This is a genomic window from Corynebacterium pyruviciproducens ATCC BAA-1742 (genome assembly GCF_000411375.1).
Classification (GTDB): Bacteria; Actinomycetota; Actinomycetes; order Mycobacteriales; family Mycobacteriaceae; genus Corynebacterium; species Corynebacterium pyruviciproducens.
In genome coordinates, this window is the sequence record NZ_KE150446.1 from 1,116,456 (window position 1) to 1,131,263 (window position 14,808).

Consider the following 14,808-nt stretch of genomic DNA (forward strand, 5'->3'; position numbering starts at 1 on the left):
AGGGAAGGACTCAGACGACCAATACGGCCTACTGAATGAAGTAAATAGTGGTAAACAGACCAATCCAAACAACGTCAACGAAGTGCCAGTAGTAAGACACCACCATCGCCGCTGTTGCCTGGGCCGGAGTGAACTTGGCTAGCGATACGCGAGTCAAGACCACTACGAAAGCCAGAACGCCGGCCAGAACGTGAGCGGCATGGAAACCGGTGGTGATGAAGAACACCGACCCGTACACGCTGCTCTGGATGGTCAACCCATGGCCAACGAGCGTCACGTACTCATTCATCTGGCCGGCGAGGAAGATAGCTCCCATCAGTGCTGACAGGAGGTACCAACGCCGGAGACCAAAGACGTCGCCACGCTCAGCGGCAAAGACGCCCATCTGGGCGGTGAAGGAGCTCGCCACCAGGATGATCGTCACAATGAGGGCGAACGGCACGTTCAAGTGTGCCGGGCCGTAATCCCATGTGCCGCTCTTCAGGCCGTTTGCTCGCGAGACGAAGTACATCGCGAACAAACCAGCAAAGAACATTAACTCTTGAGACAGGAACACAACGGTGCCGACGCTGACCATATTCGGTCGGTTCAGCGCCGCAACACGCCGTGGTGCTGCCGTATTATTTCCAACTGCGCTTGTCACAACCATTAGTATTGTCGATTCGCAGGCCTAATTCACCCCGCTCCACCCGCTCACTGCAACCCATGGACTACGAAAGTTGCATAGCCGTTTGACAATGCGTCGCTCCCCTTGCCCTCCCCACCCAACGGGAACTATTTCACTGGTTTGTACGACCTCGCATTCCCCCAGCTAAACCCAAGCTCTCTTAATTCGAACCATGCACTAGGCATCTTGGTTCCCATATTTCTTGGGTAAGTGGGAGCAAAATACCGGAAGAATTCATGGAATTTGATGTGATATTTCTCACATCTCCGAAAGTGTCCGAAACGGTCTACTCCAACTTTCGTTTACCCCACTTCGACCAGGGCTTTTACCTGGAAGAGGGAGTGAAAATACCCCCAAGAGAATATTTCTCACGCCCCGGGAACTTTTTGGGAACTCATACGACAAAGCCCCCGCCGAGTGGCGGGGGCTTCAACCTGAAGAGTTCTCCGGAACTAGTCCGGTGCTACTAGTGCCTTTCCTTCGGGATGCCGTACTGGAGGTTCAGCTGGAACGTGGTGAAGATCAGCAGCACTGCGCCGGCAACGATGAGCCAGTAGTGCATGTAGATGATCCCCAGTCCGAGCACCAGAATGGAGCCGGCCATTGCGATCGGCCAGATCGAGGAAGTGGAGAAGAAGCCGTACACACCGGCACCGTCCTCCGCCTCAGCGTCTTCCCAATCCTCTGGGAGAACATCCTGACGAGCCTCAGTGAAGTGGAAGTAGGCGCCCAGCATGAGCGTCATTAGAGCGGAGACAACCAGTGCGGTTCCGCCTGCCCATTCGATTCCGGTGTAGTTGCCGGCATCCTCAACGTAGTTCACGGCGAGGAAGTAGATGATCGACATAACCACCAGGAAGATGGTCAGACCGTAGAAGATACGAGCTGTGCTTTTCATTGTGTCCTACAACCCTTTCTTATTTGCTTGCCGCGTAGTCGTAGGTGTTGTCACCGCTACGGGTACCGTCACGCTCGGTGACGAATGGACGGGTGGTCGTTGCGTACGGTGCCTCACCGATGGACTCCAAAGCCTTGGAGTTCGGTGCCTCAGGGTTAGCCTCCCGGAACTTGAGGTAATCGCGGAACTTCTCCGGGGAGACAACGCGAACTTCGAAGTTCATCATGGCGTGGTACGTACCGCACATCTCAGCACAGCGACCAACAAATGCGCCTTCCTCTTCGATCTTTTCAATCTGGAAGCGGTTCACGGAGTTGTTAGCCTCCGGGTTGGCGTACACGTCGCGCTTGAACAGGAACTCAGGAACCCAGAAGGAGTGGGACACGTCTGCGGATGCGAGACGGAACTCGATCGGAGTCTGGCTCGGAAGAACGAGAACCGGGATTTCCTTAGAGGAGCCCTTGGTCTCGATGTTGTTGAAGTGGAGGTAGGAACGATCGTCACGGGACTTGCCGTGGACCGGACCGCCCCACTGGTACTCCTCGCCGTTGGGGAGTTCCTTCGTCTTGATGTTGCCGTCGGCATCGCGCTCGTAAGCGGATTCCTCAGCAGCCTTGGTGGCGGCTTCGTTGGTGCCTACGTAGTCCGAGCCGGTGGGCGAAAGGTCGGCGGCGACGTTGGCGTAGCCGAACTTCCAGTTCCACTGGAACCCGGTGACGTCCACGGTCACCTTCGGGTTCTTATCCAGGGCGTTGACCTGATCTTGAGCCTGAACGGTGAAGAAGAACAGGACGGACACGATAGTGATCGGGATGATTGTGAGCACGATCTCCAGCGGGATGTTGTACTGCAGCTGCTTCGGGAGTTCGCCCTTGCCAGCCTTCTTTGCCCGCTTAGCTGTGTTGAAGAAAACGTTCCACAGCATCAACGCCCACATGATGATGCCGATTGTCCAGGCGGTAACCCAAACCCAGACCCAGAAGTTACCAACTTCGGTCGCCTCCGGAGTAATTCCCTCCGGCCAGCCCATGCGCAAGAACTTGCCCACGGCACCACCAGGAGGAGTCACATCACAACCGGCGAGCGCGAGGCCGCTGGCGCCAAGCATTCCGGCTAGCAGCAGCTTGCGGCTAAGACCGGGCTTCTTTCGCTGTTCCACGTGTGTCTGCCTTCCTATGTACAAAACTCATAGAACTCTCAAAGGTTCATTTCTATCTTTGCAGCGTATCGCAAAAGACAACAGAATCCACACTGTTTCGCCCGCCGTTGCCATATCCAACGATAGTACGTTTTTGCTAGTCACAGGGCACGGCGCTGGGGGTTTAGGAAACTTGGCGCGCGGCCCCGATCAGCCTTAGTGACCCAGGTCACAAAGGTCTGTCCGATCGTCTACCCATGAACGGGTGTAGCCCAAAGGTGGAAGTGGTAGCCCCAAGGTTGGTTTTAGCTACCCACCACCCACTTTTCACTAGCTTTTACCCCCACCACTGTCCTCGTAATGTTTGCTCTACGGGTTTCCGCGCCCCTGACCTCTCGCTCTTTCCCCACGCCGATTCCCCACCGCTTAGTCGCCTCTATTATCCACCGCATGTGTGCCGGATACCCAGCGGAATGAGAGGCCTGGTCGGTTACGCGTGACAGTCCGGGTAGACTTTGCTGAGTTATCCGGTACAGTTTCGGCGCAGCTCCTCCGCTTGCTGAACTCCTGTCAGCCCACACGAGCTCCAGTGAGGCCGTGCTCGCACCGTGCGGTCAGTGAGCCGCAGGCAAGCGCTGACTGCCACTAGCTAGTGAGCTGCCAACCAGGATCTGACCGGAGAAAAAGCCCCCTATTCAGTGATGAAGGAGATCTCAACCGCATGTGTGGACTTTTAGGCTTACTCGTTCCATCCGGTAACGCGGGCGAGTTGGTGCCTGCGGTGGAGCGCGCGCTCCCCTGCATGTACCACCGCGGCCCCGATGCCGTGGGGACGTGGAACGATGATCACGTGGTGTTCGGGTTTAACCGCCTGTCCATCATCGATCTTGCGCACTCCCACCAGCCGTTGCAGTGGGGCCCGGAGGATAATCCCAACCGGTACACCATGACGTTTAACGGCGAGATCTACAACTACATTGAGCTCCGGGAGGAGCTCACCGCCACGGGGTACACGTTTAACACTGAGGGTGACGGCGAGCCCATCGTCGTGGGCTACCACCACTGGGGTGAGGACGTCGTCCGTCACCTGCGCGGCATGTTCGCCATCGTGATCTGGGATAGCGAAACGCAGACTGTGTTCGCTGCCCGGGACCAATTCGGCATCAAGCCCCTGTACTACGCCCAGACCGAGGTCGGCACTGTATTCTCCTCCGAGAAGAAGTCGATCCTCGAGATGGCACCCGAGCTGCACCTCGACCTCGGCCTCGACCGTCGCGCACTGGAGCACTACGTCGACCTCCAGTACGTCCCCGAGCCCGAAAGCTTGCACGCGAACATCCGGCGTGTGGAGTCCGGCTGCTCGGTTACCCTGAGTGTCTCGGACCCCTCGTTCAGCGAAAAGCGCCATTTTGATCCGAAGTTCAACGTCACCCCTGTTCCCGCGGATCAGGAGCAGAAGCTTTTCGACGACATTGCCCAGGCTTTGGAAGACAGCGTGGAAAAGCACATGCGTGCTGATGTCACCGTCGGCTCTTTCTTGTCCGGCGGCATCGACTCGACGGCTATCGCTGCGCTGGCCAAGCGGCATAACCCGAACCTTTTGACCTTCACCACCGGCTTCGAGCGCGAGGGCTACTCCGAGGTGGATGTGGCCGCCGAGTCCGCCGCGGCCATCGGCGTGGAGCACATTGTTAAGATCGTCTCCCCGGAGGAGTACGCCGAGGCGTTCCCCCGCATCATCTGGTACCTCGACGATCCAGTGGCCGACCCGTCGCTGGTTCCCCTGTACTTTGTGGCGGCCGAGGCCCGCAAGCACGTCAAGGTGGTGCTGTCCGGTGAGGGCTCCGACGAGCTCTTCGGCGGTTACACCATTTATAAGGAGCCGCTCTCTCTCAAGCCCTTCGAATACGTGCCCGGTCCCCTACTCAAGGGGCTCCGCGCCGTGGGTAAGGCGTTGCCCGAGGGCGTGCGGGGCAAGTCGCTCCTCCTCCGCGGCACCCAGCCGATGGAGACTCGCTACTACGGCAACGCCCGCTCCTTCAACTTTGAGCAGATCAAGCGCGTTATGCCGTGGGCACAGCCGGAGTGGGATCACCGCGAGGTCACCGCACCGATTTACGCGAAGTCCAAGGATATGGATCCGGTCGCCCGGATGCAGCATCTCGACCTGTTCACGTGGCTGCGCGGCGATATTTTGGTCAAGGCCGACAAGATCACGATGGCCAACTCTCTCGAGCTCCGCGTACCGTTCCTTGACCGGGAAGTCTTCCGCGTTGCGGAGCACATTCCGCACACGCTCAAGGTGTCGCACGGCACCACGAAGTACGCGCTGCGCCAGGCGCTCAAGCAGATCGTGCCCGCCCACGTACTTAACCGGCGCAAGCTCGGCTTCCCGGTGCCGATGAAGTATTGGCTCGCCGGTGATGAGCTCTACGGTTGGGCGAAGGACCAGATCACGGCATCCCAGACGGATGATCTGTTTGATAAGTCGGCGGTTCTCGCCATGCTCGAGGAGCACCGTCGCGGAGAGGCGGAGCACTCACGTCGCCTGTGGACGATCATTTCGTTCATGATTTGGCATGGTATCTTCGTCGAAAAGCGAATTGACCCGGGCGTGGAGAGGCGCGAGTACCCAGTGGAGATCTAAACCTGGGCGGCCCAAACCCACCGCAACGAAAGCAGCCCCCGGAATGCATGGAAGCACTCCGCGGGCTGCTTTTGGTTCTTAAGTTCTTAGTGGAAAGAATCCCCGCAGGCACACGTGGAGGTTGCGTTGGGGTTATCGATGGTGAACCCCTGAGCCTCGATCGTGTCGGCGTAGTCGATGGTGGAGCCGTCCAGGTAAGGGGCGCTCATCCGGTCGACGGCCAGCTTGACGCCGCCAAACTCCGTGACGTTGTCGCCGTCGAGCTCACGATCGTCAAAGAAGAGCTGGTACCGCAGGCCAGAGCAGCCACCGGGCTGGACGGCGATGCGCAGGCGCAGATCGTCGCGCCCTTCCTGGTCAATAAGCGCCTTGGCCTTGGCGGCTGCGGCATCGGTGAGGGTGACTCCGGTGGTGGACGGTGCTGTCATGAATTCTTCTCCTCTGGATCATTGTAGGGACGCGATCGGGCTGGTCACGAGCGGTAAAACCCGCTACCACGGTACGAAAACCGATGTAAAACTGTGAAGACCACGGTATGAACTAGTGCTCGATCTATCGTCTTCTGCCATTTACCGTAACACGTCCGTCAAAATGTCTATTCCCCGTTGGGCGAACTGCCTCCCCACCGGCTCCCCACACTGGAACGCAGCCAGCACGTTTGATTCCCCGCCCATGTTGGCGGCTGCCACTGGCGACCTAGTAGCCTATGTCCTGTGAGTTCATCGAAGTATCTAAATCTGTTGAGGAATAAGAAGCCGACAACAGGCGGCGCAGAGGATAAGGCCGCCGAACAAGCCCAGGCAGCCACCGACGGATCCGGCGCGAATTCCGCTGCTGCTAAGGCTGCAAAGGCGGCGGAGAAGAAGGCCAAGAAGGCACCGAACCCCAAGGCCTTTACGCCCAAGAAGGGATACGCTACCCCGAAGCGCCGTGACGTGGAGCGTGAGCGCGGTATCAACACCGGCCCGGCGGAGGCCCCCAAGTCCTACTCGGAGATGCGTAAGCGTCGCAAGGAACTCAAGGCTTCGATGTCTAAAGAGGAATACAAGGCATACAAGCAGAAGGAACGCGACCAGCGCAACGCCCGCAACAAGGAGATCCAGCAAAAGATGGACGCCGGCGAGGAGCAGTACCTCCTCGAGCGGGATCGTGGGCCGGAGCGCCGGTTCCTGCGCGACTGGGTGGATTCCCGCCGCATGCTGAGCTCCTGGCTCATGCCGGTGATGCTTGTGCTTCTTGTTTTTATGTTCATTGGTGTGGCCAAGCCGATGATCGCCAATACCGCCTCCATCGTGGGTATGGTGGTCATGCTTGTGTTCCTCATCGAGGGCATTTACCAGGGACGGAGGGCGACTGCCGCCGTGCGTAAGCACTTCCCGGATTCCACCCTCAAGGGGTGGACGCTGGGCTTTTACGCGTGGAGCCGCGCCTCGCAGCCTCGTCGCCTCCGCACTCCCAAGCCACAGGTAGAGGCCGGCACGAACATCGAGTAACCGCGCATGCTCACGTTGGTACTGGGTGGCGCGAGGTCGGGCAAGTCCCAGTTCGCCGAAAGCCTCATCGCCTCGCGCGCCGCGACGGTCCCGAGCGTTACGGCGGACCCGGTGTCCGCGGTCTCGTACGTGGCAACGGCACGGCCGTACGTCACCCCGGACCCCGATTTCGAAGAACGGGTTCGCCTCCACCGTGAGCGGCGCCCAGACTCCTGGGAGACGGTGGACGAGGAGGACCTCGTCAACTATCTCCCCCACGCCTCGAGGTTTTCGCTTGTCGACGACCTCGGCACCTGGCTTACTCACAAGTTCGATGTCGGTGAGTGGGAAGACGCTCCGCAGCAGGCCATTGATGAACTCCTTGCTGTTCTCCGCGCTCTTCCTTCCGACACCACCGTTGTCATCGTCTCTCCGGAAGTGGGGCTATCCATCATCCCCGAGCACCGCTCCGCGCGGCTGTTCCGCGATACCCTCGGCCTGCTCAACGCCCAGGTCGCGCAGCTCTGCGATGACGTGTACTTCGTCGCAGCCGGACTTCCCATCCAGCTCAAGCCCGCAAAGCCGATAGCTTAGAATGATGGGCATGGAATCAACGGATTTCTTTTCTCACGTCCCAGATTTAAGCGCCTCCGCACGGGCAGAAGCATGGAAAGTGCAGGCGCAGCTGACCAAGCCCGCCGGCTCGCTCGGCAGGCTGGAAGAGCTCGGGGCGTGGGTGGCCTCCGTCCACGACATCGTTCCCCCACCGCAAATTCAGAAGCCGCGAGTGGTTGTCTTCGCCGGCGACCACGGGATCGCAGCCCGGGGAGTGAGTAACTTTGATCCCATCGTCTCCATCCAGACGTTTGACAACATTGCCTCCGGCGGCGCAGGAGTGTGCGCACTTGCCCGCACACACGGGGCGACGATCCGTCTGGTAGATATTTCCCTCGACCGCGAGTCTGACGATCCCCACCACGTTCGGCGTGCCAGTGGCGCGATCGACGTGGAAGATGCCATGAGCGAAGACGAACTAGCACGCGCCCTCAACGCGGGCATCGACATCGCCAACGAGGAGATCGACGGTGGCGCTGATGTGCTCATCCCAGGAGACCTGGGCATAGGAAACACCACTATCGCCGCCGCGCTCATCGGCTCATACACCCGGACAGAGCCGGTCAAGGTGACGGGACGGGGCTCCGGCATCGATGACGAGCTGTGGAAGCCGAAGGTGGCCGCGGTCCGCGACGCGATGTTCCGCGCGCGGTCGCTCGGGCGCGATCCGTTTAAGGTCCTGGCAGCCATTGGTTCGCCCGATATTGCTGCGATGGCAGCATTCATGGCGCAGGCAGCCGTGAGGAGGGTGCCGGTGATCCTCGACGGCGCGATCGTGGCGGCAGCAGCGCTGTGGGGGAACCGTCTCGCCCCCGGCGCGTCCAACTACTGGGTGGCCGGCCACCGCTCTCCCGAACCTGCGCACACGTATGCACTGGAGGAACTCGGCCTCACCCCGATCATCGAGATGTCGATGCGCCTCGGTGAGGGCTCGGGCGCGGTGGAGGCGCTTCCGCACCTTCGCTCTGCCGTCAATGTTTTCCATTACATGGCAACGTTTGAGTCGGCCGGTGTAGGCACGGCCTTGTGCAAGTAGGCTTATCCCCCGTGCTGTGCCTTTTCGGCTCAACTGGAAAGGCAGCCCAAGCGAGAACCGAAAGAGGAAACGATGAGTGGAAAGGCGGGTCCGGGGACAAATCCGGCCAGCGGAACACCAGCAGGTGGCACTGCGGTGCAGCGTGTGTGGGAAGCCTGTTCCACGGCGCTGAGCTGGATGACTATCCTCCCGTTCGCCGGGGCGCGCGAGTATAACCGCCAGGTGGGCGGACGCGCGATGGCCGCGCTTCCCCTCGCTGGAGTTGTTATCGGTGCGATTTCCGCGCTCGCAGCGCTCGCCTTCCACCGCACCCCGCTGGTGGCGGCGGCGGTTGCCCTTGTGGTCAGTGAGCTTCTCACCCGCTTCATGCACGTTGATGCTGTCGCCGATGTCGCCGATGCCCTCGGCTCGTACGCCAAGCCGGAGAAGGCGCGAGAGATCCTGCGTGATTCACATTCGGGTGCCTTCGCCGTCGCCGCCGTTGCCTTGATCTACATCGTGATTTTCGCCTCCTTTGCTTCGGCGCTGTCCGTCCCCGGCCCCGCCGAGTGGACTGTCTTTTTCTCCCTGTGGGCGGGACGGGTTGCGGGCCTTGTCCCGGCAACCACAACCTTTGACCCGCTGAGCGAATCCGGGTTCGGAGGGTTGATCATCGGTACGGTGCACTGGTGGTGGATCGGTGTCTGGTGGGCTGTTCTCAGTGCCGCCTCGCTCCCGGTGTGCGGTCCGTGGATCGCCGTGTCCTCCGCATTCTCTTTGGCCTCGGTGTACGTGCTGAGCAGGCACATGAGCTCGCGGTTTGATGGACTAAACGGTGACTGCGTTGGTGCCTGCGTGCTTCTGGGGACGGTTATCACCGCGGCCATGAGCTGCGCACTGGTAGCGTTGTGACCGCCTATATGAGAGTGTTTTCACACCTCACGGGCAGCGACGATTTCACTCACGCCCTGCCACTGCACTGTGCGCACTTTTCCAGCCTCTAACTGGGCGTTTTCGTCGCCACTCGCGAGTGTATGGCCCGGTCACGCGGTTATCAGTAGGTGCTACTCCCCAGTACACTATCCCCTATGAGATGGCTCGTCGTTGCACCCTTATCCGTTGTCCTGGGATACCTCCTGGACCTGTGGAACGTGCCGGCAGCCTGGATTATTGGCCCCCTTGTGGTATCCGCGGCGTGTGCTCTCATCACGGGGAAAGAACTGCCCATCAACAGGTACTTATTCCGGTACTCCCGCGGCACCATCGGTGTTCTCGCGGCTCTTCCACTTGTTGCTGTGGGCATACACAAGCTTTCCCACTACCTGCTGCCCGGTCTTTGCGTTGCCGCATTCACCATCCTCATGGCGATTATCGGCGGAACGTTTCTGGGCAGAAGTCACCGCGAGATTGGGCTGGAGACAGGAATCATGTCCATGCTCGCCGGGGGCGCCTCCGTCATGCCGCTCATCGCCAAGGAAGTGGGGGCTGACTACCGGTACGTAGCCCTCAACCAGTACCTGCGGTTGTTGGCGGTGTCGATCTCCCTCCCCCTGGTGTCCGGCTGGCTACTCTCCAGCGGAAGCACTCCCACCAGCGAGGCACCGGCACAGGACATCGCCGGTTGGGTGGGTCTAGTGATCATCTTCGCCGTGGCGCTCGGCTCGGAGAGCCTCGCCCGGCTCGTGCATATCCCCTCGCCCTCGATCATTGGGCCGATTCTGGTCATGCTCATCGTTGCTAACATCGTCCCGGATTCGATCGCGCTGTACCCTCCCAAGGTCATGCGTGTGGTGGCGTTCCTCGTCGTCGGCTGGCTCTGCGGCGGCAGCCTGTCCAAGGACTCCCTGAAGCTGTTTTCCAAGCTGCTCCCACTCACCTTGGCCTTTGTGGCCTTCCTCATTGGTACGTGTGCGCTGGCCGCCTGGCCGCTGACGGCATGGCTTGATATTTCGTACTTCGAGGGCTACCTGGCAACCACCCCGGGAGCCATCGACACTGTCCTCGCACTTACCTCTGAAAGCGGGGCCGGTGCCGTGGTGGTGAGCATGCAGGTGATCAGGCTGCTGACCATTCTTGTGTTCGCGAGCTACCTGCCCCAGTTCCTCAGGTTTTATCGGCGTATCATTCGCTAGCGCACGGCCGTTACACGCTCGTGCCGCTACCTGCGGGGCTAACACCCTGCCCGGCGTGACCGAGAACATTAACGTCTGGCAAGAGACAACACATGTACAACAGCACACGTGCCTGGTGGCCCCTTTCACCAGGCCGCACGGATGAAGATAGCCCCTTCAGACCTGGGGCCTTAAGGGGCTATCCGTTACCCGTAAGACTTACGCCTTGTCGTGGCGATGGCCACGGTGTGCAAAGGGAATGTAAACCTTAACCGAGCTTGTGCATCCAGCCGTGGGAATCCTCCACATCACCATGTTGGATACCCGTCAGGTGCTCGCGCAGCTGCATGGTTACTTCCCCAGCCTCGCCGTTGTTGACGGTGAAGGAGCCGTGCTCGCTCTTGACCTCACCAACTGGGGTGATAACTGCGGCCGTGCCACAGGCGAAGGACTCAACCATCTTGCCGTCAGCAACATCCTGTTCCCAATCCTTCTTGGAAATCCGGCGCTCGTCGGTGTCGTATCCCAGATCGCGGGCGACCTGGAGCAACGAATCGCGGGTGACACCGGGAAGCAAGGAACCGGACAAGGCGGGGGTGACAACCGACTTCTTGTCGCCGTCGGCGTACACGAACATGAGGTTCATGCCACCCATCTCCTCGATGTAGTTGCGCTCCGTGGCGTCCAGCCACACAACCTGGTCGCATCCCTTCTCCTCTGCCTGCGCCTGAGCAAGCAGGGAGCCAGCGTAGTTACCAGCGAACTTGGCAGCGCCGGTACCACCGGGAGCAGCACGGACGTAGTCCTCGCACAGCCATACGGACACTGGCTTGACGCCACCGGAGAAGTAGGCGCCAGCGGGTGAAGCGATGAGGACGTAGCGGTATGCGTTTGCGGGGTGGACTCCCAGGGAGACCTGCGTAGAGATCATGAACGGGCGCAGGTACAGGGATTCCTCACCGCTTGCTGCGGGGACCCAGCGCTTGTCAATCTCGACCAACTGGCGCAGCGACTCCAGGAAGACATCCTCAGGCAGCTCCGGCATTGCCAAGCGGCGAGCCGAACGCTGGAATCGGCGTGCGTTTTGTTCGGGACGGAACGTGTAGACATCGCCGTCTGCGTGGCGGTATGCCTTCAAGCCCTCGAAGATAGCCTGGCCGTAGTGGAAAACCGTGGCTGCTGGATCCAGCTCCAAAGCCTCGTAGGGCCTGACCTGAGCGTCGTGCCAACCCTCCTCCTCAGACCAGTCGATGGTGACCATGTGGTCGGTGAAAAAGTTACCGAATCCCGGCTTCTGAAGGACCTTTGCAACCTCTTCCTCGGTCGCGGGATGCGGATTCTTATGAACAGTGAACGATAGTGTAGCCATAGCCACACAATACACCTTTCCCGCCTAATGGACACTAAGCGCCATACAATGAGACGCTTTTCGGGCAGAAAACCTTGTTCTCTCAGGCAGAAACCCCGTTTGCGTACACTGGTCATCACCAAGGTCACTGGAGCCATGGAGGTTCTGACTCCATTCCACTGACGAAAATCCCACAGAACAAAGGAGTAAGCGATGTCAGGCGTTGATTTTCCCCAAGGACACACCGTCACCGTCACGGGTGGAAAGAAAATTCCGAAGGACACCGAAGCGGTCATCGTCGGACTGTTCTCCGACGATGTAGCTGACGGCAAGTCAACCGACGAGATCACTCGTTCCCTCGTCACTGTTGGCCACGATGGCCATTGGAAGCGCGCCCGCACTGTCCGCACCGGTGACCACGTGGTACTCGGGGTTGGGCTGGGGAAGAAGTCCGAGCTCACTCAAGACAAGCTACGCCAGGCCGCCGCTATCGCCTTGAACCGGTTGCATCCAGTATCCCGAGTGGCAACCACGTTGGGCAACGTTGAGGTATCCGCTAACGCTTCCGGGAAGGCACCACTAGTGTCAAACAACGCCGCAGTAGCGGAAGGTTTGATCCTCGGGTCATACGCATTCGATGGGCTGAAAACCAACCCCACCCCGCACGGCGATTGCACGATCACCCTGGTTGGCGGAAGCAAAAAGGACATCGAGGCAGCCTCGATTCGGGCGGAAGCCGTCATTCTCACCCGAGACCTAGTCAACACTCCATCCTCTCACCTCTACCCGGAGACATACGCACTGGAAGCGGAGCGCATTGCTCACGAGTATGGGCTGGAGGTCGAAGTGCTCGGCCCCAAGGAGCTGAAGAAGCAGGGCTTCGGTGGCATCCTTGCGGTAGGCGGCGGTTCCGCCCGCCTCCCCCGCCTCGTTTCTGTCACCTACAAGGCAGGCAAGGGATCTACGAGCGTCGGGCTTGTGGGCAAGGGAATCACCTTCGATACCGGCGGTATTTCCATCAAGCCGGCAGGTGGCATGGATGACATGATCTCCGATATGGGAGGATCTGCCTCGGTTCTCGCCACTGCCGTCGCGGCGGCGCGCCTCAAGCTCCCGATCAGTGTCACCGCTTACCTGCCCATGGCCGAGAATATGCCCGGCGGAGCTGCCTACCGGCCGGGGGATGTCATCACCCACTACGGCGGCATCACCAGCGAGATTCGCAATACCGACGCGGAGGGCCGCCTCGTCCTTGCTGACGGTCTCGCCTACGCATCAACAAAGAAGCACGATTACATCATCGATGTAGCCACTCTCACCGGGGCTCAGATCGTGGCGCTTGGCAACCGCACCTCAGGAATCATGGGCACGCCGCAATTGCGCGACCTTCTTGCACAAACCGGCCGGTCCGTCGGCGAAGATGCGTGGTCGATGCCGATTACTGAAGAGGTGCGCGACACCATGAAGTCCGATGTCGCCGATGTTCGCAACATGGGCGAGCGACCGGGTGGCATGTTGTCGGCCGCCGCTTACCTCGAGCATTTTGTGTCCTCGAAGGTGCAATGGGCCCACATCGACATCGCCGGGCCCTCGTACAACACCGGAAGCCGCTGGGGATACACCCCGAAGCGCGGAACAGGCGTCCCCGTGCGCACGCTCCTTGCAGCGCTGGAGATCCTCGCCCAAAAGAAGAAGAAAAAGTAAGTAGCCACGCCGTCGCTTTCACCACGAGGAGCGTAGCTGGCCGAAAGGTTAGTCACGCTCCTCGCGTTGTGCTTCTTCCTGCAGCTTCGCTTTGCGTTCCTTGTACTCAAGCCGCTTTCTGATCAGCCGGTCCTGCTCGATGCGATCGCGCATCCGCTGGGGATATCCGGTCTCCTCCACGTCGTAGATGTCAATCCCCAGTTCCTTAGACACCACGTCAATCCCTTTAGGCCCGCCGATTTTCCGACGGATGTGCTCCCCTGACTCGTCGACAAGCACAATGGACATCTCATTCACAAACGTCTCCGGCTCCACAAACCCCTCGACGTACCCCCGTGGCGCGGCCCACTGCTTCAGCGTCTGGAGGTCATTGCTCCGGATGGTGCTGCCGGGAGCCCTCTTCACACCTTTGGGGCGCGCGTTCTTCTTGCCCTTTTTTAGAAAGCCAAACACACTACGACTCTATCCGATGCGCTGTTTCACGGCGGAACGGCACCGAGGAACGTGCAATCCCCACTTTCCCCCATCGGCGAATACGTCCCAACCAGTGGGATTACACCCGGGTAGGGGTGATAAATGGGGGTTACCTGTGTTTTCCACGAACGTGGGGTGCGTGCACAGGGTGAGGCTATAGGCTTACAATGGATTAAACGCGTAGGACTACTGCTCAAGGAGTATGACTAAATGGCCACTTCCGTGGAGATGCCCGAGCTGGGCGAATCAGTAACCGAAGGCACAATCACCACATGGTTGAAGGAAGTTGGTGACACCGTCGAGGTTGACGAGCCGTTACTCGAGGTCTCTACCGACAAGGTGGATACCGAAATTCCCTCGCCTGTAGCAGGTGTCCTTATTAAGGTGCTCGCTGAGGAAGACGATACCGTCGAGGTCGGCGATATTATTTGCGAGATCGGCGAAGAGGGCGAAGAACCCGCCTCCTTCGATAAGGAGGGTGAAGCCGAGGCTGAGGAACCTCAGGAAGAGGAGAAGGCCGAGGAGGCTGACAAGTCGGAGCCCAAGCAGGAGGACAAGAGCTCCGGTTCCGCTTCCGATGTCACCATGCCGGAACTCGGTGAATCCGTCACCGAGGGCACCATCACCACCTGGCTCAAGGAAGTCGGCGACGAGGTCGAGGTAGACGAACCACTCCTCGAGGTCTCCACCGACAAGGTCGACACCGAGATCCCCTCCCC

General features: G+C 59.8%; 14 protein-coding genes. 8 read left to right on the forward strand and 6 right to left on the reverse strand.

The window, feature by feature from the left end:
• Positions 1-28 precede the first annotated feature (28 nt).
• The 3 genes from ctaE to ctaC form a co-directional block, all read right to left on the reverse strand.
• On the reverse strand, positions 29-643 hold the full coding sequence (gene ctaE, locus HMPREF1219_RS04780) for an aa3-type cytochrome oxidase subunit III (RefSeq protein WP_101679185.1): 615 nt from the start codon (positions 641-643) through the stop codon (positions 29-31).
• 490 nt (positions 644-1,133) lie between these two features.
• Positions 1,134-1,565 (reverse strand): aa3-type cytochrome oxidase subunit IV, encoded by a 432-nt coding sequence (gene ctaF / locus HMPREF1219_RS04785; protein ID WP_016457759.1) that lies wholly within the window; start codon positions 1,563-1,565, stop codon positions 1,134-1,136.
• Positions 1,566-1,584: 19 nt separating this feature from the next.
• Positions 1,585-2,724: an aa3-type cytochrome oxidase subunit II gene (gene ctaC / locus HMPREF1219_RS04790; protein WP_016457760.1), complete on the reverse strand. Its 1,140-nt coding sequence runs from the start codon at positions 2,722-2,724 to the stop codon at positions 1,585-1,587.
• A 700-nt stretch (positions 2,725-3,424) separates the two neighbouring features.
• On the opposite strand from ctaC, the gene asnB reads away from it, so the two are divergent.
• Positions 3,425-5,350, forward strand: a complete 1,926-nt coding sequence (asnB, locus tag HMPREF1219_RS04795; RefSeq protein ID WP_016457761.1) for an asparagine synthase (glutamine-hydrolyzing) — start codon at positions 3,425-3,427, stop codon at positions 5,348-5,350.
• Positions 5,351-5,436: 86 nt separating this feature from the next.
• Here asnB and erpA read toward each other — a convergent pair whose 3' ends face one another.
• Positions 5,437-5,778, reverse strand: a complete 342-nt coding sequence (gene erpA / locus HMPREF1219_RS04800) for an iron-sulfur cluster insertion protein ErpA (RefSeq protein WP_016457762.1) — start codon at positions 5,776-5,778, stop codon at positions 5,437-5,439.
• Positions 5,779-6,063: 285 nt separating this feature from the next.
• Here erpA and HMPREF1219_RS04805 point away from each other — a divergent pair, with 285 nt between their 5' ends.
• The 5 genes from HMPREF1219_RS04805 (at position 6,064) to HMPREF1219_RS04825 (ending at position 10,584) form a co-directional block, all read left to right on the forward strand.
• Positions 6,064-6,843 carry a DUF3043 domain-containing protein gene (locus HMPREF1219_RS04805; protein ID WP_016457763.1) on the forward strand — a complete coding sequence of 260 codons (780 nt, stop codon included), beginning with the start codon at positions 6,064-6,066 and terminating at the stop codon, positions 6,841-6,843.
• A gap of 6 nt (positions 6,844-6,849) precedes the next feature.
• Positions 6,850-7,416: a bifunctional adenosylcobinamide kinase/adenosylcobinamide-phosphate guanylyltransferase gene (locus HMPREF1219_RS04810; protein WP_016457764.1), complete on the forward strand. Its 567-nt coding sequence runs from the start codon at positions 6,850-6,852 to the stop codon at positions 7,414-7,416.
• Between the two features lie 10 nt (positions 7,417-7,426).
• The gene (gene cobT / locus HMPREF1219_RS04815) at positions 7,427-8,473 is read left to right on the forward strand and encodes a nicotinate-nucleotide--dimethylbenzimidazole phosphoribosyltransferase (protein ID WP_040427283.1); all 1,047 of its coding nucleotides are present in this window, start codon (positions 7,427-7,429) and stop codon (positions 8,471-8,473) included.
• A gap of 72 nt (positions 8,474-8,545) precedes the next feature.
• Positions 8,546-9,364 (forward strand): adenosylcobinamide-GDP ribazoletransferase, encoded by an 819-nt coding sequence (locus tag HMPREF1219_RS04820; RefSeq protein WP_016457766.1) that lies wholly within the window; start codon positions 8,546-8,548, stop codon positions 9,362-9,364.
• Between the two features lie 176 nt (positions 9,365-9,540).
• Positions 9,541-10,584, forward strand: a complete 1,044-nt coding sequence (locus HMPREF1219_RS04825) for an AbrB family transcriptional regulator (protein ID WP_016457767.1) — start codon at positions 9,541-9,543, stop codon at positions 10,582-10,584.
• A gap of 247 nt (positions 10,585-10,831) precedes the next feature.
• On the opposite strand, the gene HMPREF1219_RS04830 is transcribed toward HMPREF1219_RS04825, so the two are convergent.
• The gene (locus HMPREF1219_RS04830) at positions 10,832-11,932 is read right to left on the reverse strand and encodes a branched-chain amino acid aminotransferase (RefSeq protein WP_040426917.1); all 1,101 of its coding nucleotides are present in this window, start codon (positions 11,930-11,932) and stop codon (positions 10,832-10,834) included.
• A 192-nt stretch (positions 11,933-12,124) separates the two neighbouring features.
• Between HMPREF1219_RS04830 and HMPREF1219_RS04835 the strand changes: the two genes are divergently transcribed.
• Entirely contained in the window at positions 12,125-13,615 is a 1,491-nt protein-coding gene (locus tag HMPREF1219_RS04835) for a leucyl aminopeptidase (protein ID WP_016457769.1), read from the forward strand.
• Between the two features lie 48 nt (positions 13,616-13,663).
• Here the strand turns inward: HMPREF1219_RS04835 and HMPREF1219_RS04840 are convergent, their stop codons facing one another.
• The gene (locus HMPREF1219_RS04840) at positions 13,664-14,068 is read right to left on the reverse strand and encodes a hypothetical protein (protein WP_016457770.1); all 405 of its coding nucleotides are present in this window, start codon (positions 14,066-14,068) and stop codon (positions 13,664-13,666) included.
• A 231-nt stretch (positions 14,069-14,299) separates the two neighbouring features.
• Between HMPREF1219_RS04840 and HMPREF1219_RS04845 the strand changes: the two genes are divergently transcribed.
• Positions 14,300-14,808 (forward strand): biotin/lipoyl-containing protein (locus HMPREF1219_RS04845; RefSeq protein ID WP_016457771.1); only part of this gene is annotated, 509 nt, incomplete at its 3' end.